Source organism: Rhodococcus sp. NPDC059969 (assembly GCF_042738325.1).
Taxonomy (GTDB): Bacteria; Actinomycetota; Actinomycetes; order Mycobacteriales; family Mycobacteriaceae; genus Rhodococcus_F.
Window position 1 is genome coordinate 1 of the sequence record NZ_JBHWUF010000009.1, and the last position, 18,124, is coordinate 18,124.

The following is an 18,124-nucleotide window of genomic DNA, read 5'->3' on the forward strand; positions in this document are numbered from 1 at the left end:
GTGTCGACGATCCGACGCCGACTGCGGCGTCGATGGGGCTCGAGCCTCCTCGCTTCTGCGAGCAGTGCGGACGTCGCATGATCGTTCAGGTCAGTCCTGACGGATGGTGGGCGAAATGCTCCCGTCACGGTGTCGTCGACTCGATCGACGCCGCCCGCAGGTAGCGTCACTCTGTGTGATCTCTCTTCGGCAGACTCGTCTGCGCACCGCGATCGTGATCGCCGCAACCACTGCGGGCGTGAGCGTGCTCGTTGGTGTGCTGTGGGCGTTCTTGGCTCCGGCAGAGCACCTGTTGGTGGTGTCCGAGGGGCGCGGCGTCGCGTTGACGGGTGAGAGTCTTCACCAGTTCGACGCGAGCGCAGTATTCATCTGGCTGGCACTGATCGTCGGTGTGCTGTCGGCGGTGGCGGCCTGGCTGGCACGCCTGAGTCGAGGCCCGTATGCCCTGGGCGGGTTGATCGTCGGCTCAGCGGTGGGAGCAGGCCTGATGGCACTCGTGGGCTCGGGTGTGGCCAGACTGCGTTTCCCCACGGCCGACAATCCGGCGGTCGGGGAGATCATCGCGCGGGCGCCGAACATCGGCACCTTGCTCGTCCTTCTGTTTCAGCCGCTCGCGGCGTGCGTCGTGACTTTGGTTCTCGCAGTGCTCAATCCGTACGACGACCTCGGTGTGGGTGACCATCCGGAATCTGGGGATCCGGAATCCGGGGATCGGGCCACCGAGACCGAACAGACCGAAGACGAGATCCAGCCGAAGCTCCCGTAGCTGTCACGTCGCTACGCCGGCGACGTCGACGAGCGCTTCGCTTCGGACTTCATTCGCACGTCACCCAGCAGTCGGCCCGAAATCAGCGCCCCCAACCGGCGGGTTGCGAAGCGAGTGCTGATCGAGGACACCCAGTTCGGCAGTCCTGATACGACGGTCGGCGGCGCGTTGCGTCGATCCAGTGCTCGGAAAGCGGTGTCCACCACCTGAGTTGCCGTCTGCATTCGCCCGACCGCTGCGTCCTCGGAGCCGACTACGTCGAAGAACTCGGTGCGCGTCGGACCGGGGCATACTGCCAACACGGTCAATCCGCTACCGCGAGCTTCTGCCCAGAGCGCTTCGGTGAAGTTGAGTACGAATGCCTTTGATGCGCCGTAGACCGCCATGCCCGGTGTCGGCTGGAACGACGCGGTGCTGGCGATGTTGACCAGTGCTCCGCGGCCGGTGAGAAGGTCGGGCAGGAATGTGTGCGTCAGTTCGACGAGTGTGGCGATGTTGAGCTGAATTTCGGACGTGACGCGCTCGAGGTTTTCGTCCACGAATGCTCCGTGTGTTCCGAATCCGGCGTTGTTGATCAGGGACGTGACCGTGATATCGCGACTGGCGAGTTCTTGGTGCAGGGTCGCGCCGACGCCGGGTGCGGCCAGGTCGGCGGGCAGGACTGTCACGGTGATGCCGTGGGCGCCACGGAGTTCGGTGGCGAGTGCCTCGAGGCGGTCTGCCCGCCTGGCGACCAGAACGAGGTGTGCGCCGCGAGCGGCAAAGCGATGAGCGAATTCCACTCCGAGCCCAGCGCTGGCTCCGGTGATGAGGACGGTGCTTCCGGCTACGTCGATGGCCATGGTGGCTCCTTCGGTTCGGGTGATCCCAAATGTAGGCACTGACACCATAGTTGTCAATGACAACATTTTGATATGGTGCCACCATGCCCGCCCACGAACAGCCGTACCATCACGGCAGCCTGCGACAGGAACTCCTGGTGTCGGCCGAAGCAACACTCGAACGAGATGGCGTCGACAAGTTGTCGCTGAGGCAACTCGCGCGCGAGGCGGGCGTGAGCCACGCGGCTCCGGGCAAGCACTTTCGTGATCGCCAGGCTTTGCTCGATGCCTTGGCCGAAAGTGGATTCCATCGGATGACCGGTGCGCTCGAGCGGGCAGTCGCGGATGCTCCACCGACCGCGAGGGCCCGGTTCTCCTCGCTCGCGAATGCCTACGTGGATTTTGCGCTGGACCATCCCGGACTCTTGTCGTTGATGTACAGCAACAAGCATGCACCGGGCGCCGCCGAAACTGTCGTCAACGCGGGGCGCGCGACGATGGACCTGACCGTCCGGCTCGTATCGGAGGCTCAGGCCGCGGGTGATATTGCCGCCGGTGATCCGGAAAGTATTGCGCTGGTTGCCTTTGCGACGTTCCATGGCGTCGCGACGCTTGCTGCGGGCGGAATGTTGGGCGACGTACCGGTCGGCGATGTGGTGAACGCGGCCTCGACGGTCTTCTGGGCTGGGCTGTCTCGATCTGTCTGAGGTGGGGCGCGCGCAATTCCCCAGAGTTCTCACAGAACCAGCACAAGGGAAGCACAAGATTGCGGACTTACATAGGAGTCAAGAAGTTTGATTCCGACTGGAGGTTCCGCAATGAGTGTTTCAGAGATCGCCCCGAACAGGGGAGTTGTACTGGTCACGGACATCGGATTCGAGCACGGTGCGCGCACTGCCGCCGAGTTTCTCGACGCTGGTTGGAGCGTCGCAGTCACGGCTCGGACGGTCACCGAATTGGTGCGCGTCATGGCGGGAAAACCTGCCCATCGCTTCTTTGCGATCGTCGCCGATCCGACGGATCGTTGGCAGGCCGATCGGATTCTCGATCGGGTGACGACACGGTTCGGTGCAATCAACCGGGTCATCGATCCGGGCGGCGCCGTGACCTCGGTGTGGTTGCAACGCGGAAATCTCGAAGCCGTTGCCTGAGAATCTGATCGACGTCAGCTCGGGGGCCGTAGTGCGGCAAATTCGTCGGTGACCCGCAAGGTGGAGTCGGTGAAACGGTACAGCGCCGGTGGACGTCCACCCGACTTGCCGGACGGTGCGGTGTTGCCGGTGGGAGTCAGAACGCCTCGACGCCCCAGTACGCGTTGCAAGTTGGTGGCATCGACCTGGTAACCGAGTGCAGCGCAGTAGATTTCGCGAAGCGTCGACATCGCGAACTCTTCGGGCGCCAGCCCGAATGCGATGTTGGTATAGGAGAGTTTTGCAGCCAGTCGATTGCGCGCGTGCCGCACGACGGTTCCGTGGTCGAACGACATCTCCGGCAATTTCGAAACGGGGTGCCAGGCAGTGTCCGGTGGAAGTTGTGGATCGGCACTGATGGGAACGAGTCCGAGGAAGGTCGACGCGATGCGGCGCGGGCCCGGCACTCGTTGTGGATCACTGAAGACGGAGAGTTGTTCGAGGTGGGCGACCTTTCGTAGGTCGACCTTTTCGGCGAGGAGTCGTCGAGCGGAGGTCGTCAGGTCCTCGTCGTCGCGCAAAGTGCCCCCGGGCAGGGACCACGTGCCCTTCTGCGGGTTGAGTGCACGCTGCCACAGCAGCACGGCCAACTCTTCGCGTCCTTGTGGGCAGTGATCGCCGTCACCTGCGGCGATGCTTGCGGGGAAGGTGCGAACTTGGAACACCGCTGCAAGCACTTCGTGGGTGGTGTTACTATTGGGCACGTTTTCGATCCTAAGTCGAAAACCTCGAATACGGAAATCCGGGCCAGCCCGTCCGGATTTGAACTGGGTGACGAGCCCGGGTTCACGGTGAAGGAGAACGCCATGACGACCACGACGTTATGGGAGGGATCGGCCTCGCAGATTCACGACGGCCCCGGCGGATACAACGGAGTCGAAGCGACCCCCGAGTGGGCCGCTGAGATCAAACGTCTGGCTCGCGAACGCGGCGCGACGATTCTTGCGCACAACTACCAGCTGCCTGCGATTCAGGACGTCGCCGATCACGTCGGAGATTCCCTGGCTCTCTCGCGAATCGCAGCCGAGGCACCCGAGGACACGATTGTCTTTTGTGGTGTGCACTTCATGGCCGAGACCGCGAAGATTCTGTCGCCGTCCAAGACCGTGCTGATCCCGGACGAGCGGGCCGGCTGCTCGCTGGCCGACTCGATCAATGCCGAGCAGCTTCGTGAGTGGAAGGCCGACAACCCGAACGCGCTCGTGGTGTCGTACGTGAACACCACGGCAGAGGTGAAGGGACTCACCGACATCTGCTGCACCTCGTCCAATGCCGTCGACGTGGTCAACTCGATCGATGCCGACCGCGAGGTGCTGTTCCTGCCGGACCAGTTCCTGGGAGCTCACGTCAAGCGCGTGACCGGCCGTACCAACATGCAGATCTGGGCGGGCGAGTGCCACGTGCACGCCGGCATCAACGGTGACGAGCTGACGGCCAAGTCCAAGTCACACCCCGACGCCGAGCTGTTCGTTCACCCTGAATGTGGTTGCGCCACTTCGGCTCTGTACCTCGCCGGCGAAGGCGCGGTCCCCGCGGACAAGGTCAAGATTCTCTCCACCGGCGGAATGCTCGACGCTGCCCGCGTCACCAAGAGCAAGCAGGTTCTGGTCGCGACCGAGATCGGGATGCTGCACCAGTTGCGCAAGGCAGCGCCCGACGTCGATTTCCAGGCCGTCAACGACCGCGCATCGTGCCCGTACATGAAGATGATCACGCCTGCCGCGTTGCTTCGCTGCCTTCTCGAGGGCAAGGACGAGGTCCACGTCGATCTCGAGATGGCCAAGCGTGCGCAGAAATCGGTGCAGCGCATGATCGAGATCGGTAATCCGGGCGGCGGCGAGTGACCAGCCCTGCCGGGCGTTTCGCCTGGGAGGCCCATGCCGACCTGGTCGTCGTGGGAGGCGGTGTTGCCGGCCTCACCGCAGCGCGCACCGCTTCTCTGCGGGGACTGAAAGTACTCACTGTCAGCAAGGGTGGTCCGACGGACACCTCGACTCAGTACGCGCAGGGTGGCATCGCGGTCGTCGACGATCTGAATACGGATTCCGTCGAATCGCACGTTGCGGATACGTGTGAGGCCGGCGTCGGTTTGTGCGACGAGGAAGCCGTCTATTCCATCGTAGAAGCTGGTCACGACGCTGTTGCAGCGCTGGCCGCGTTGGGAGCGGTCTTCGATCGCGGGCGAGACGGCGAGGTGTCGCGCACCCGCGAGGGTGGGCACAGCACACGTCGGATCATCCACGCCGGCGGCGACGCCACGGGCGCGGAAGTGCAGCGGGCTCTCAATACTGCCGGCCTGCCCGTCCTGTTCGGTGCAGCGGCAGTTCAGGTGGTGACCAACCGCCGTGGGGTGTGTGGACTCGTCGTCTCCTCCCCGGAAGGGCTTGGGGTGATCCATGCACCAGCGGTCCTGCTCGCTACCGGCGGACTCGGTCAGCTGTATGCCTGCAGCACAAATCCGCCTGGCGCAACTGCGGACGGAATCGCGTTGGCACTCGAAGCTGGTGCGGCGATTGCGGACCTGGAGTTCGTTCAGTTCCATCCGACGGTGCTCTTCACTCCGGGTGGGGTAGGCCGCCGACCCCTGATCAGTGAGGCGGTCCGCGGCGAGGGTGCGATTCTTGTCGACACCAACGGTGATTCGGTGACTGCAGGTGTTCATCCGCTGGGTGATCTCGCCCCGCGTGATGTGGTTTCGCGGGCAATCGCAGCACGCCTACGAGATCTCGGCACCGATCACGTCTATCTCGACGCACGAAAGCTCGACGGTTTCGATTCGAGATTCCCGACCATCACCGCGTCCTGCCTCGAAGCCGGTATCGATCCACGCACCCAATTGATTCCGGTCGCTCCGGCTGCGCACTATTCGTGCGGGGGAGTCGCCACCGACGTCCATGGACGAACGGGAGTGCCTGGACTCTACGCAGCGGGTGAAGTGGCTCGCACGGGATTGCACGGCGCGAATCGCCTTGCGTCCAACAGCCTTCTCGAGGGTTTGGTAGTCGGGGAGCGTGCAGGAATCGCAGCTGCCGAGCGTCGCGATGTCCATGCCGAAGTGGTCAACGTGGTGCGCAAGCCGATGCCGATCCTGCCGCGAGAGACCGTGCAGTCCGTCATGACGGCACACGCGTCGGTGGTTCGCGACGGAGGCGGTCTCCAGATTGCGCGAGCTGCGCTTGCCGACGCCGAACAGACAGTGGCGGTGGCCGCTCCGGACCTCGAAGACGCGGCGCTCACACTGACCGCGACTGCACTGGTCGACGTGGCCGTGGCGCGAACCGAGAGCCGTGGCTGCCATACCCGCACCGACTATCCTGAGACAGATCCGAATCAGCGTCGCAGCACTCGGATCAAGATGGGCGCCGATGGAGCGCTCGAAATACCCGACATGTTGTTGACAGGAGTTCATTGATGACCGAGCAGAAGATCCTGCCCGCGCCGCTCGACCGTGACGAGCTGCTCACATTGGTCAGGCTCGCTCTCGACGAGGATCTGCGCTATGGCCCCGATATCACCTCTACCGCAACGGTTCCCGCTGATGCGGTCGCGAAGGCTTCGGTCGTGTCACGCTCATCGGGTACCGTCGCCGGCATCGACGTCGGACTGCTTGTTCTCGACGAGGTGATCGGCGCGGGAAACTACGAGGTAGTCGATCGGGTCTCCGACGGAACTCGGGTTGCCCCAGGTCAATCGGTGCTCACCGTTGTCGCGCCCACCCGCGGACTTCTCACGGCAGAGCGGACGATGCTCAACCTCGTCTGCCATCTCTCGGGGATCGCGACGGCGACATCACAGTGGGTCGACGCCATCGCCGGCACTCATGCCAAGGTGCGCGACAGTCGAAAGACGTTGCCAGGCCTGCGCTCTCTGCAGAAATATGCAGTTCACGTGGGCGGGGGAGTCAACCACCGCATGGGGTTGGGTGACGCCGCATTGATCAAGGACAACCACGTTGCTGCTGCCGGTTCGGTGGTTGCTGCACTGCGCGCTGTCCGCGAACTCGCGCCGGACATCGAGTGTGAAGTAGAGGTCGACAATCTCACTCAGCTCGATCAGGTGCTGGCGGAAAAGGTCGAACTTGTTCTGCTGGACAACTTCCCGCTGTGGCAGACGCAGATTGCGGTCCAGCGCCGCGACGCTGTTGCTCCCGAAACCAAGCTCGAGTCATCCGGTGGTCTCACCATCGACGTTGCCGCAGAGTACGCCCGAACCGGCGTCGACTACCTGGCCGTAGGTGCACTGACACACTCGGTGACGGTGCTCGACCTCGGGCTCGACATGTAAGTGCCGCTAGTGCTCGGCGTCCAGCAGTAGCGGGACTGCCGAGCGAAGCGCGCTTGTCACGGTTGTGACTGCCGGGTGTGCGTCGGAGCCGGCTCGGTGGGCGATCTTGGTCCGTCGCCGAATAGGCATCGGCGTGAGCTGCACTCCCGGTGGTGGATGACTTGCTCCGAGTTCCGGGACCAGTGAAACTCCCTGTCCCGCAGCAACGAGGGCGAGAACAGTGGCGAACTCGTCGATGTGATGACGCACTTTCGGTGTGAACCCGGCAGCTTGGCACGCGCGAATGGTCATTGCGTGGCAAGCGGTTCCGGGGATCGCGGTAATCCAGGGACGTTCTACGCAGTCGGTCAACGATGCGACAGCGTTACCGGGATCTGACTCGATGTCACTCGAAGCGAGGTACACGGCTTCGCTGCACAGCGGCAATGTCGTCAGGCCCGGTTCGGTGGGGCGAGGGACGAAGTCGTAGTCGTGAATCAAAGCCAAGTCCAAATTCCCGGCTCGTAGCGCGTCGGCGACGTCGGCTGGGTCGATTTCCGAGACCATCGGTTCCAATCCCGGGTGCTCGTGCGACAGTGCGATCAAGGCCGGAGGGAGGATCGCACGTGCGGCAGTCGGGAACGTACCAATGCGTAGCGGTCCGGCGAGGCCACGACGAGCGTCGACCAATTCACCCGATGCCTGTTCCAGGCGTTGCAGGATGACTTCGGCGTGACGTGCGAGGTTCTCGCCTGCCGGCGTGAGGCGCACCCGACGCCCCGTGCGTTCCAACAGAGGAACGCCGGCTTCACGTTCGAGAACGGCCAATTGCTGCGACACGGCAGAGGGACTGAACGACAACGCCTCGGCGACGGCAACGATCGTGCCGCGCAGCGCTAGTTCACGCAAGAGTTTCAGTCGACGAACATCAAGCATCAGCTCAGCTTACGCTCGACGGTGGAAACGCGAACTAGACCTACAAGGTTTGTTGGGTGAGGCTGAGTTCTATGACTACTGCTCGAATTGACCTCGCCGGAATCCATGTCCCTCTGATCACCCCGTTCGAGAGCGACGGTCGTATCGCAACCGACGCACTCGAACGGCTTGCGCACCAGGTTCTCTCCGATGGTGCGGTCGGACTCGTTGCGCTCGGGACGACGGCGGAGAGCGCAACGCTGACTGAGCAGGAGAGAGTGGTGGTTCTGGACATCTGCGCGAGCGTGTGCCGTGCGCGGCGCGCGACGTTGATCGTCGGCGCCGGTGGTAGCGACACGGTGGGCAGTGCGCGGGCGCTCGACAGTCTGAGTCGGTGGCCGGAGGTCTCGGCGGCTTTGGTTCCGGTTCCCTCATTCACGAGGCCGTCGAAAGCCGGTGTGGTGGCGCATTTTACGTACCTGCAGGAATCGAGCCCGGTACCCCTCATCGTCTATCACGTGCCGTACCGAACTGCGTGCGATTTGGACGGTCGCACACTGCGGGAGTTGGGAGCGTTGCCCGGGGTTGTTGCTGTGAAGTATGCCGCCGGCAGTATCGACGCAGCTGCCGTCGAACTCTTCGCGGATCTTCCGGACGACTTCGCCGTACTGGCCGGGGATGATCTGTTCCTCGCACCGCTCCTGGCCTTGGGTGCGTCCGGCGGAATTCTGGCGTCGGCTCATGTGTCGACTGGTGACTTCGTCCGCTTGGTAAAAGCTTGGGACAGTGGCGATGTGGACAGTGCTCGCGACCTTGGACGACGGTTGTCGAAGCTGTCCGGGGCCCTGTTTTCCGAACCGAACCCGACTGTGATCAAGGGTATGTTGCATGCGTTGGGGCAGATTCCGACGCCTCATGTTCGATTGCCGTTGCTACCGGCGAGCGATGAATCGGTGGGTCGAGCGATGGAGATCTATCGCTCTTGACTCGAACGCGTGTTCGAGTACTGTTGGGGGTAGGGATCGGGGGATTCAATGAGTGTCTTGTTGTCGGAAGTGGTGTCTGGTTCCGCGGTGGGGTTACGCGGACGCCTGTGGCGGTTGACTGCTGCCGAGTTACGCGCTGCCGCTGTCGAGGCGAGTGCGGAGATTCTTCGGCTCGAAGCGGTGCGGGTGGCGGTGGTGGACGAACTCTCGATGCGTCCGGATGATCAGGTGATTGCCAGCCGCGGGGTCGGTGCGTGGTTGGCGGCCAACACGATGCTGCAGGTTCGTGACGGGAAGAAGATCGCAGCCCTTGGTGCGGCGCTGCGGCCGTTTCCCGCGGTGGCAGCGAGTTTCGATTGTGGGGATTGCTCGTTCGATCATGCCGTGTTGATCGTGGCGTTTTGTGAGTCCCCGCCGAAGGGGATGCCGGAGGAAGCGCTACCGAAGTGCATCGATTTGTTGTTGGCTGCTGCGGCGGGGGTGGAAGCGACGACGACGAAGGTACGCCATGTCATCGCGACGTTGGAGCGCGTGTTCGAATCGGATGAGATTCCGTCAGCTGAAGACGTGGATCTCAATGAGTTGCGTATCGCGTCGACGCTCAATGGTCGGGTGGTGGTGCGCGGGGATTTCGACGCTCTCACCGGCGAAATGCTGTTATCGGCGTTGTCGAATCTGACGATGCCGACCCCAGCGCCCGACGGAACTCCCGACGCCCGGTCGGCAGCGAAGCGGACCGCAGACGGGTTCACCGAACTGATCCGCCGATACCTCGACTGCGCAAAAACCGGAACCGACGGCGGCCAACGCCCACACGTGAACGTGCACATCAACGCCCGCGACCTCGCTGAGCATCGGGACTGCGCCGCCGCGCCTTCTGTTGGTGAAGAGTCGCCGTCGGATCTTGATGTCGGGCACATGCCATGGCTCGGGCCGCTGTCGGTGTCGCAGACCAGGCTTCTCGGGTGCGACTGTTTCCTCTCGACCGTCCTACTCGACGACCACGGCGCACCCTTGGATGCGACACCCGGAAAACGATTGGTCAACGCCGAACAACGCGTCGCCCTGATCGCCCGAGACAGGGGTTGCGCGTTCCCGGGGTGTTCGTGCATACCGGCGTGGACCGATGCGCACCACATTAAGCACTGGGCAAACGGTGGTCCGACGGTGATGAACAAACTTGTCCTGCTGTGCCGTTCACACCACCGACTGATGCACCGAAAATCCGGGTTCGTCGGAAAATGGGAAATTCGGATCGGCCTCGACAACAAACCCTGGTTCATCCCGCCGCCCTCGATCGACCCGCAGCGGCACCCGCGGCCGGCGAACACCACCTTCAAAACCTGACCGAGTGGTGGGACCCGTTCAGAGACATAAGTTCACGCCGATAGGCTCCATCTCGCAGATACATCCGAGGCGGAGCCTAGAGGTCGTGCCGCTGTGGGCCGCACCTGTGGTTGGTCGTATCGGGGGGAGGGATCATGACCGTGGACGTTGTGCGGGCGATCGGAAGTGATGCGCCAGCGATCTTGGCGCTTCGGCATGGAGCGGAAGACTGGTTGGCGGAACGTGGAATCGCTCAGTGGCGTCCTCGCGAAGTGTCTCTCGAGCAGATCGAGGCCCAGATTTCGCGAGGGGAGTTCTATGTCGCGCGAGACCAGGTTCAGTCGAGGATCGCCGGTGCGCTGAGGTTGATCTGGTCAGACCCTCAGGTTTGGCCCGATTCGGATGAACCCGCAGGCTATGTGCACGGATTGGTTGTCGATCGAGCATTTTCGGGCGACTCGATGGGTGAACGCTTACTGCTCTGGGCGCGTCGACGGTCTGCAGAGGAGGGCGCGCAGTACCTGCGGCTCGATTGTGTGGAAACGAACGTGCGACTGCGTCGCTACTACTTGGACGCGGGTTTTACCGAGGTCGGGCGTCGTGACTTCGGAGATGATGCCGACAACGGTTGGTTCAGCGTCGTGCTGTTCGAGCGCACCCTGACCTGATCCATTCACAGCAACCTTCCAGCCGGGTCCCAGTGCCGCCAGGGTTGGAGACGCGATCGTTGACAGGACAGTAACTCGTGAAGGGACTTCCTGATGACCGCCGTTCTGCATCCGGCCCCACCTCAGCGGCCGGCACCAACTGCCCATCGAGCGGAGCCCTCGCCGTCGTGGTTCCGCACTCGCCGTACAGGATTGGCGCTGACGACCCTGTTGGCGGCAACGGCGGTCCTGTATCTGTGGAATCTGACCGCGAGTGGATACGCCAACACGTTCTACGCTGCGGCTGCGCAAGCCGGCTCACAAGATTGGAAAGCGTGGTTCTTCGGGTCCCTCGATACCTCGAATTTCATCACGGTCGACAAACCGCCCGCTTCGTTGTGGGTCATGGGTCTGTCCGGACGGATCTTCGGATTTTCGAGTGCCAGCCTTCTAGTTCCGCAGGCATTGATGGGCGTCGGATCGGTTGCGATCGTGTATGCGGCCGTCAAACGAGTGGCGTCGCCTGCTGCGGGTCTTGTGGCGGGAGCTGCGCTGGCCGCTACGCCGGCTGCCGCCTTGATGTTCAAGTTCGACAATCCTGATGCACTGTTGGTTCTGCTCATGACTCTCGCCGGCTACTTCGTGATTCGGGCAATGGGCACGGCGATGGGTCGACGAGCCGCGATGTGGGTAGCCCTCGCCGGTGTTGCGCTGGGGTTCGCTTTTCTCACCAAGATGTTGCAGGGGTTGATGGTATTACCTGCATTCGGAGGTGCGTATGTGATTGCCGGACAGGCACGTCTGCGAGCTCGCTTGGTCCACTTGGCGATCGGAGCCACGGCCGTTGTCGTATCGGCCGGGTGGTGGGTCTTGGCAGTGTGGCTGTGGCCTGCGGATTCTCGCCCGTACATCGGTGGGTCGACCAACAACAGCGTCATGGACTTGGTGCTGGGATACAACGGATTGGGTCGACTTTTCGGTAACACCGGTGGTGGTGGCGGAATGAACGGTGGCAGTGCAGGTTCGAGCTTCGGGGGGAGTACCGGACTGGAGCGGCTGTTCGGCAGCGAGATGGGTATACAGATTTCCTGGCTGATTCCTGCGGCACTGATCGCACTGGTATTCGGACTCCTCGCTCGGGGACGCGCACCGCGCACAGATATTCTCCGCGCGTCGTTGATCCTGTGGGGTGGTTGGTTTCTCGTTACCGGCCTGATCTTCAGCTATATGTCCGGCACGATCCACCCCTACTACACAGTTGCGCTTGCGCCCGCCGTCGCGGGGATGATCGGGACCGGTGGATACGCTCTGTGGTTGGTCCGTGCCCGTTGGATCGGACGTTGCGGCTTGGCTGCGATGATGCTGGCCGCAGGAATCTGGAGTTGGGTGTTGTTGCACCGCAATTCCGACTGGCTGCCGATGCTGAAGTGGATTCTGTTGGTAGGCACGATCGTCGGCGCGATTCTGGTTCTGGTGGGAGCCAAGGATCGATTCCGAAAGCTTGCTGTCGCTGGATTGATCATCGGCTCGTTGGCAGGGATAGCAGGTTCGGCGTCTTACGCGATTGCCACTGCCGCAGCCGCGCACGGCGGATCCATTCCGACAGCCGGACCAGCCGGTGCGGTGTCCGATTCCGGAATGAGCGGGGGAGGAGGTATGGGTGGGGGCCCGGAGCTGCGAAACGGTGACGCTCCGCCGAGTTCTTCTGACGCGACTGTAAATCCGGCGTCGAACGGGCAAGAACTGAGTAGCGGCAGCGAAAGTGCTTCAGAGTTGACGGCAATGCTGGTCAATGCGGGCACCACGTGGTCGGCCGCGACCAACGGTTCGCAAAGCGCAGCAACTTACGAGTTGGCCAGCAATACCGCGGTGATGGCGATCGGCGGTTGGAGTTCCGATCCCGCACCGACATTGGATCAAATCATCCAGTACGTGGCAGACGGAAAAATTCACTACTACATTGCCGGTGGCCAGGGCGGAAGCCAGAGAGAGGGCCAAAGCGGGGACAGCACGTCGAGTGCCATCCAGGAATGGGTCGAAGCCAATTTCGGATCGACGACAGTGGGAAATTCCACGGTGTACGACCTCACTGGGTATGTCGGATAGTGACGTAGTTGTTGCCGTAGGCAATGATCGAGAAATGTCTGGGCACACCGCACACGAGTCGAACCGTCGTCGCGAGCAATGGACCTGGCGCGACGGGCTGGTGATCGTCTCGATCGTCGCATTGGGAACTGTTGTCGCGGCGGTGACGAACGAGGACACAGGCACGTCGATTCCTGGCTGCGATTCGGTTGAATCGCCGGGTCCGCCGGTACGATTCAACTACGGTTCCGCGGGCGGGCCTGGCTATGACGATCCGGACTATCCATGGTTCTCGGGGCCGAAGGCCACCGCTATGAGCGATGCGTTACTCCAATCGTTGCCTTCCGATGTCGAGGTTGTATTTGCGAGTCCGTCGAAATCGTTCGAGTTTGCGCCGATCCAGAATTTCCGGGGTGCATCGTTTCCTGACGGGGTCGACCCGATCGAGTTCAGCGGTTCGACGAGGGCAAGCGGGGCGGTAAGTCGCGGCGGGCAGACGGCCGATGTCTCGGTTCAGGTTCGTGCATGGGATCAGCCGGTGCCGCCGTGCTTGGAGGGTCTTGTGGATCGGCGGGAGCATCTCGCGAACGGAACAGTGCTGGACATTGCGGATTTCGAGGACGAAGTCGCTTCGGATGTCGGGGGCGAGCGAGGTGTCGTCGCGTATCTCGGCGACGGATCCCGGGTTGTTGCCAGCATCGACACGTCGACGGAGACTTCGACGGGTACTGGTCCGCTTTTGACGATGGACGAACTGATCGGGCTCGCAACCGCGCCGGGGCTTGCGGTGACTGCGCCGGTTCCAGACTCGACGCCGCCGCCGATGGCATCCTGCTACACCGATTCTGTGAATGCCGGCCCACCTGCGACGCGCATGGATGTCGACCGACTGAATCAGTTGCTCGACACACGGTGGAAAGACCTCGGCGCGGCAGGCGTCACCTTGGAACGCCCGCTCGGTTCGTTGGTTCCAGATGATTACGGACAGGGTGGAGTGTGCGAGCGGATCGTCGCTTCGACAGCGGACGGCAGCAGCGATGTCGAAATATCGGTTGGTACCGCCGTGCCGGAACCGGGTGAGACACTCACGTTGCCAGGCTCCACCGCCGTGACTCGCCTGACTGATCCTTATGGCTCGGGCGACGACACGGTCCGGGTTGTCCACCCGTCGGGCGAAACCGTCGTGGTGACCCAGTTCGTGAAATCGGCTGGCTCCACCACAGCACCACCCTTGACAATCGAACAACTCGAGTTCATTGCAACCACTCCAGGACTGATGCTTTCGGCTCAGTGAGTGTGGTGCTGGCACAATAGTGACGAATTGTTCGGACCCAGTTTTGTTCGTACCCTGTAACCTCGGAGGCTCAACGAATGGGCGATGCCAGCCCTGCTCGCGGTGACGATTTCTCCACCTGGTTCATCGACCAGTTCTCCGTGTACTGGCAGTCCGGTGGTGGGGCTCGTATCGAAGGTCGGATTGCGGGCTATCTGTTGATCAGCGAGTCGCCAGGGGTCAGTGCCGAAGAGTTGGCGCAGGCACTCGGAGCAAGTCGCGGATCGGTGTCCACCTACATTCGCCGGTTGATCGACCGGGGCTTCGTCAAACGCACGCGCAAGCCTCGGGATCGGACTCACTACTACGTCATGGATTCCGACGTGTGGGGCGGATTCCTCGAAACAGAGCACGTGTATCTCGAGAATCAACGCAAGCTTGCGACCGAGGCGCTGCAATACGCAAACCCCAACGGCCCCGCGTACATTCGTGTGCTCAACATGCGCGATTACATGGGGTGGATCATCGACAATCGCATGCTGAGCAGTGAGTGGATGCGATTCAAGAGCGAACGTGACGGCAAGAAGCCCGCATCCGAATAGGACGCGGGCTTCTCGATCGCACGGTGCGTATCTACATCACTTGTTCAGCTTCGCGATTGCCTCGTCGATCATCGGTACGTAACGCTCGAGCGACCAGGGCACGGTCAGCGGGTTGATCATCGAGGAACCCGTGACGAAGGGCTGTTCGGTCGGAGCGATCACAGTTCCCCGAGCCACGGCGGGGATGGCTTGGTAGGCGGGCTGCGCTTCGATCTCGGCGCGATTGGCCGGGTCCGAGTAGAAGGTGAAGAGCACGTCGGACTTGTCGAGGAGGTTTGCGTTCTCCAGGCCGATGACTGCTGAGTCTGTGCCTTCCGATTCCGTCAAGGTGTAGACGACGGGATCCACCTGCAGGCCAAGTGCGCGGACCATGGCCACGCGCTGCTCTTCGGCGAAAAAGACGCCGAGGGTTCCTGGGCCCGTGTTGTAGATGAAGGAGAAGCTGACGTCGGCATAATTCGGATGTGCTGCAGTCGATTCCGCGAACTGCGACTTGATCTTGTCGATTTCGGCCGTTGCCTTCTCGGATTCACCCATGGCTTTGCCGATGACGTTGATCTGCTCTTCCCACGTGATGGTCCACGGGCTTTCGGCGTAGGCGACGGTCGGCGCGAATGCGTTGAGTGAGTCGAACTGCTGCTGAGTGATGCCGGACCAGGGGGCGAGGATCAGGTCTGGTTCGAGAGCGATGATCGCTTCGATGTTGAGATCGGTTCCGCCGGTGAACTGCTCGGGCAGTTCGCCACCTTGCTTCGTGACCGCTTCGTGGACCCACGGCAGATACCCGGTGTCGTCGCTGCCCCATGCGTACTTTTCGACGCCGACCGGGATCGTGCCGAGCGCGATCACAGTCTCAGCCGATCCCATGCCGAGGGTCACGATTCGCTCGGGCTTTTCCGTGATGACGGCGTTTCCGAGTGCACTTTCGATGGTGACGGTGTCGAAGTCGCTGTTGCCTGATTCGGTGTCAGTGTTGGTATTGCTGCATCCGCCGACCACTAGGGCGGCAATGACCAATCCGCTCAGCGCCACAGTTCGGCGAAGTGAGCGCACACGGGCGTATCGCATGAGGAACCTTCCGTTGTCGATGCGCCGAGGAGTGAGACTCCGACGGATCGCAGCCGACGGCCGGTTCCAGGCGCGTCAGGAAGCATAGGCTAGCCTTCGACAAAGTTTCAAATCTGTTGAAAGTTCATCGAGGGCTGTCGAAAGACGCTGATCGGCAAACGTCCGCGCGGAAGGGCAGCGATGGACGTTTGCCGATCACGTTCAGCAGGTAGGCACGTCGACCGTGATCCTCGGTTCGTCGACCAGCGGCTGGACCGGTACGCGGGCCTCGCCCTCGGCTGTGGGCTCGGTCAGATCGAACTTCAGTTCAACAGTCTGTCCTCGCGGAATGACGGCCCTCGTCATGAAGGCCGGGTGCCCCTGCTCTGATCCGTTGACGGCAAACGAAATCTGCCCGCCCACCGAGACCGCGTCAAGTTTTGCTCCGGTCGTTGCCAGCAAGGTGACTGCGGCCACGTTGGTGCCCTTGGGCAGTCGTCCGGGGTTGTCGACGATCCCGCTGACGTATTCGGTCAGGTCGGCGTCGGGTGCGTTGTTCGTCAGTCGAACGGTGACCGTTGTCTTTCGGGTGTCGCCGGTGCACGTCTGCGCTGTGTAGTCGATTTCTCTTGTGAGGTAGTAGTCGAGCTTGTTGCCGGCTTGGTTGTTGATCACCACACCGGCATACGGCGCCGAATCTCCGGGGATCGTATGACCGAGGACCGTGTCGGCGAGCACCGATTGTTCGTCGGGGTGCGAGCTCCACACCGCGATTCTGCCCTCGCTGACGCCCTTGCCCAGTGCTTCCAGCAGCGCGCTCGGGGACTTGATGTTCCCGGTCATCTTCTCGACGACGCGGGCCGCGATCGTCTGCAGATACTGCTTTCGTGCCTTGTTGTCAGAAGGGAAGCGTGCATACGCGGTCGACTCGGTCAGTTCCACGACGTTGTCGGCCGTCACCGACTCCCCGTCGGGCATCTTGATCGGCCCTACCGCTTTCAGAATGTAACTCAGGGCTATCGGATCGGTCGCTATCGCACCGTCGACCATTTCACCCCCGGACTCCTGTGACCACAGGGACTGCCAGATCTGTGCCGCGTAGGGAAAGTGCGAGCTGAGGTTGCTGTTGCGAGAATCGGTGGTCGGGCGACTTGTTCCGTACAGCTGGTTGAAGTCAGGACCAAGGTCTATCGGTTGATTGTCCAGTGTTAGTTCGGAGTTGGGGGAGAGTGTGTCCACCCGAGCGGCGCCGTCGTCGACTCGGACGATGCCGTATCCGCCCAAGAGGCCACCGGTTCCGCGGGCTTCCGCATTGGTCTGGAAACCGATGAAGTAATTGCGCGGTCCGTCGGTGCCGAGCATCGCCGGTGCGATGCGAGCCGCTGTGGCGGTGTTCGTCAAGAGGGTAGCCAGTTCGCTTGTCTGCGACTGCAATTCTGCTCGGGCATCGTTAACTCGGCCCAGGTACTTCGATTCGGGAACTTCCTGTGCCTGCGACGACAGCAATTCCGCGGCGATAGCTGTTTCGGCCAGTTTCGGTTCTGCTTCGCGTAACGGTGCGAGTGCCAAGCGTCCGCCGGGCTGCACCAATTCCGTTGGTGCGAGTGAAGTTCCGACAGTGACAGCAGGACCGAGAACGTCACGCGTGAGTCCCTGGACGACCTCGGTCATCTGGCGCGTCGAGTCGAAGGGCGACCCGATGACAGGAACAGCGGCGGCGATGTTCCAGGGAAGCGAATGGGTGTTGTCATAGGCGGTCGACGCCGCGAGATCGGCTTCCGCCGCGGCGGACTCTGCGACCCCCGTATCCCCGGCAAGTAGTGCACTCTTTGCCGATTGTGCATGGTCGCGAGCCGCTTCCAGGTTGCCCTGCGCCTCGTATGACGTGTAACCGAGCCAGGCCACAAAACCGCCCACGAGCAGTGTCGATGCCGTGATCGCGACCGCTGTTCGGTGGCTTCGGAGAAATGCAGCCGACCCCTTGGGTTCGCGCTCCTGACCGCTCGGTGGGATGTTGTCGGAGCCGATCGGTTCAGCCCCGGAATCGTCGTCGGACTTTGGTCCCACCGTGTCGTTGTTCATCCGCTGAAGCTCCTGACGTTTGAGTGCGTGAAAGCTGCGTCGACATGTCTAGCAGTGTTGGCCCGGTGGTGAAAACTTAGACGAGACAGTAGGGTTCGGTTCGGCCGTTCGTGGTGTTCGC

Annotated in this window: 17 protein-coding genes; 12 read left to right on the forward strand and 5 right to left on the reverse strand. The window is 62.2% G+C overall.

What is annotated here, in order from left to right:
* Nucleotides 1-175 precede the first annotated feature (175 nt).
* Nucleotides 176-766, forward strand: coding sequence for a DUF2567 domain-containing protein (locus tag ACFWAD_RS22470; RefSeq protein WP_378547856.1), 591 nt, complete (start codon nucleotides 176-178; stop codon nucleotides 764-766).
* A gap of 11 nt (nucleotides 767-777) precedes the next feature.
* Here the strand turns inward: ACFWAD_RS22470 and ACFWAD_RS22475 are convergent, their stop codons facing one another.
* Complete coding sequence (locus ACFWAD_RS22475) at nucleotides 778-1,608, reverse strand: SDR family NAD(P)-dependent oxidoreductase (RefSeq protein ID WP_378547859.1); 831 nt, start codon at nucleotides 1,606-1,608, stop codon at nucleotides 778-780.
* A gap of 83 nt (nucleotides 1,609-1,691) precedes the next feature.
* Here ACFWAD_RS22475 and ACFWAD_RS22480 point away from each other — a divergent pair, with 83 nt between their 5' ends.
* Both ACFWAD_RS22480 and ACFWAD_RS22485 read left to right on the forward strand, forming a co-directional pair.
* Nucleotides 1,692-2,294 carry a TetR/AcrR family transcriptional regulator gene (locus tag ACFWAD_RS22480; protein WP_378547862.1) on the forward strand — a complete coding sequence of 201 codons (603 nt, stop codon included), beginning with the start codon at nucleotides 1,692-1,694 and terminating at the stop codon, nucleotides 2,292-2,294.
* Between the two features lie 111 nt (nucleotides 2,295-2,405).
* Complete coding sequence (locus ACFWAD_RS22485) at nucleotides 2,406-2,738, forward strand: short-chain dehydrogenase (protein WP_378449614.1); 333 nt, start codon at nucleotides 2,406-2,408, stop codon at nucleotides 2,736-2,738.
* Nucleotides 2,739-2,752: 14 nt separating this feature from the next.
* Here the strand turns inward: ACFWAD_RS22485 and ACFWAD_RS22490 are convergent, their stop codons facing one another.
* Nucleotides 2,753-3,481 (reverse strand): NUDIX domain-containing protein, encoded by a 729-nt coding sequence (locus ACFWAD_RS22490; protein ID WP_378547865.1) that lies wholly within the window; start codon nucleotides 3,479-3,481, stop codon nucleotides 2,753-2,755.
* A 102-nt stretch (nucleotides 3,482-3,583) separates the two neighbouring features.
* Between ACFWAD_RS22490 and nadA the strand changes: the two genes are divergently transcribed.
* The 3 genes from nadA to nadC are packed head-to-tail and all read left to right on the forward strand — an operon-like array spanning nucleotide 3,584 to nucleotide 7,061.
* The gene (nadA, locus tag ACFWAD_RS22495) at nucleotides 3,584-4,621 is read left to right on the forward strand and encodes a quinolinate synthase NadA (RefSeq protein WP_283304452.1); all 1,038 of its coding nucleotides are present in this window, start codon (nucleotides 3,584-3,586) and stop codon (nucleotides 4,619-4,621) included.
* The gene (locus ACFWAD_RS22500; protein WP_378547868.1) at nucleotides 4,618-6,189 is read left to right on the forward strand and encodes an L-aspartate oxidase; all 1,572 of its coding nucleotides are present in this window, start codon (nucleotides 4,618-4,620) and stop codon (nucleotides 6,187-6,189) included. Before nadA ends, ACFWAD_RS22500 begins: the two co-directional genes overlap by 4 nt.
* Nucleotides 6,189-7,061, forward strand: coding sequence for a carboxylating nicotinate-nucleotide diphosphorylase (nadC, locus tag ACFWAD_RS22505; RefSeq protein ID WP_378538758.1), 873 nt, complete (start codon nucleotides 6,189-6,191; stop codon nucleotides 7,059-7,061). The genes ACFWAD_RS22500 and nadC overlap by 1 nt, the downstream gene beginning before the upstream one ends.
* 6 nt (nucleotides 7,062-7,067) lie before the next feature.
* On the opposite strand, the gene ACFWAD_RS22510 is transcribed toward nadC, so the two are convergent.
* A complete protein-coding gene (locus tag ACFWAD_RS22510) occupies nucleotides 7,068-7,976 on the reverse strand; it encodes a LysR substrate-binding domain-containing protein (protein ID WP_378547871.1) in 909 nt (302 codons plus the stop codon).
* A 71-nt stretch (nucleotides 7,977-8,047) separates the two neighbouring features.
* Between ACFWAD_RS22510 and ACFWAD_RS22515 the strand changes: the two genes are divergently transcribed.
* The 6 genes from ACFWAD_RS22515 (at nucleotide 8,048) to ACFWAD_RS22540 (ending at nucleotide 14,874) form a co-directional block, all read left to right on the forward strand.
* Nucleotides 8,048-8,941, forward strand: a complete 894-nt coding sequence (locus ACFWAD_RS22515) for a 4-hydroxy-tetrahydrodipicolinate synthase family protein (RefSeq protein ID WP_378547874.1) — start codon at nucleotides 8,048-8,050, stop codon at nucleotides 8,939-8,941.
* Nucleotides 8,942-8,989: 48 nt separating this feature from the next.
* Nucleotides 8,990-10,288: a DUF222 domain-containing protein gene (locus ACFWAD_RS22520; protein ID WP_378547877.1), complete on the forward strand. Its 1,299-nt coding sequence runs from the start codon at nucleotides 8,990-8,992 to the stop codon at nucleotides 10,286-10,288.
* Between the two features lie 134 nt (nucleotides 10,289-10,422).
* The gene (locus ACFWAD_RS22525; RefSeq protein WP_378547880.1) at nucleotides 10,423-10,935 is read left to right on the forward strand and encodes a GNAT family N-acetyltransferase; all 513 of its coding nucleotides are present in this window, start codon (nucleotides 10,423-10,425) and stop codon (nucleotides 10,933-10,935) included.
* Between the two features lie 93 nt (nucleotides 10,936-11,028).
* The gene (locus ACFWAD_RS22530; RefSeq protein ID WP_378547883.1) at nucleotides 11,029-13,020 is read left to right on the forward strand and encodes an ArnT family glycosyltransferase; all 1,992 of its coding nucleotides are present in this window, start codon (nucleotides 11,029-11,031) and stop codon (nucleotides 13,018-13,020) included.
* Between the two features lie 34 nt (nucleotides 13,021-13,054).
* Nucleotides 13,055-14,293 carry a hypothetical protein gene (locus tag ACFWAD_RS22535; protein ID WP_378547886.1) on the forward strand — a complete coding sequence of 413 codons (1,239 nt, stop codon included), beginning with the start codon at nucleotides 13,055-13,057 and terminating at the stop codon, nucleotides 14,291-14,293.
* A gap of 77 nt (nucleotides 14,294-14,370) precedes the next feature.
* Nucleotides 14,371-14,874: a MarR family transcriptional regulator gene (locus tag ACFWAD_RS22540; protein WP_317826419.1), complete on the forward strand. Its 504-nt coding sequence runs from the start codon at nucleotides 14,371-14,373 to the stop codon at nucleotides 14,872-14,874.
* Nucleotides 14,875-14,910: 36 nt separating this feature from the next.
* On the opposite strand, the gene ACFWAD_RS22545 is transcribed toward ACFWAD_RS22540, so the two are convergent.
* The gene (locus ACFWAD_RS22545; protein WP_378547890.1) at nucleotides 14,911-15,942 is read right to left on the reverse strand and encodes an iron-siderophore ABC transporter substrate-binding protein; all 1,032 of its coding nucleotides are present in this window, start codon (nucleotides 15,940-15,942) and stop codon (nucleotides 14,911-14,913) included.
* A 201-nt stretch (nucleotides 15,943-16,143) separates the two neighbouring features.
* Nucleotides 16,144-18,003 (reverse strand): DUF4012 domain-containing protein, encoded by a 1,860-nt coding sequence (locus ACFWAD_RS22550; RefSeq protein WP_378547893.1) that lies wholly within the window; start codon nucleotides 18,001-18,003, stop codon nucleotides 16,144-16,146.
* Between the last annotated feature and the right edge of the window lie 121 nt (nucleotides 18,004-18,124).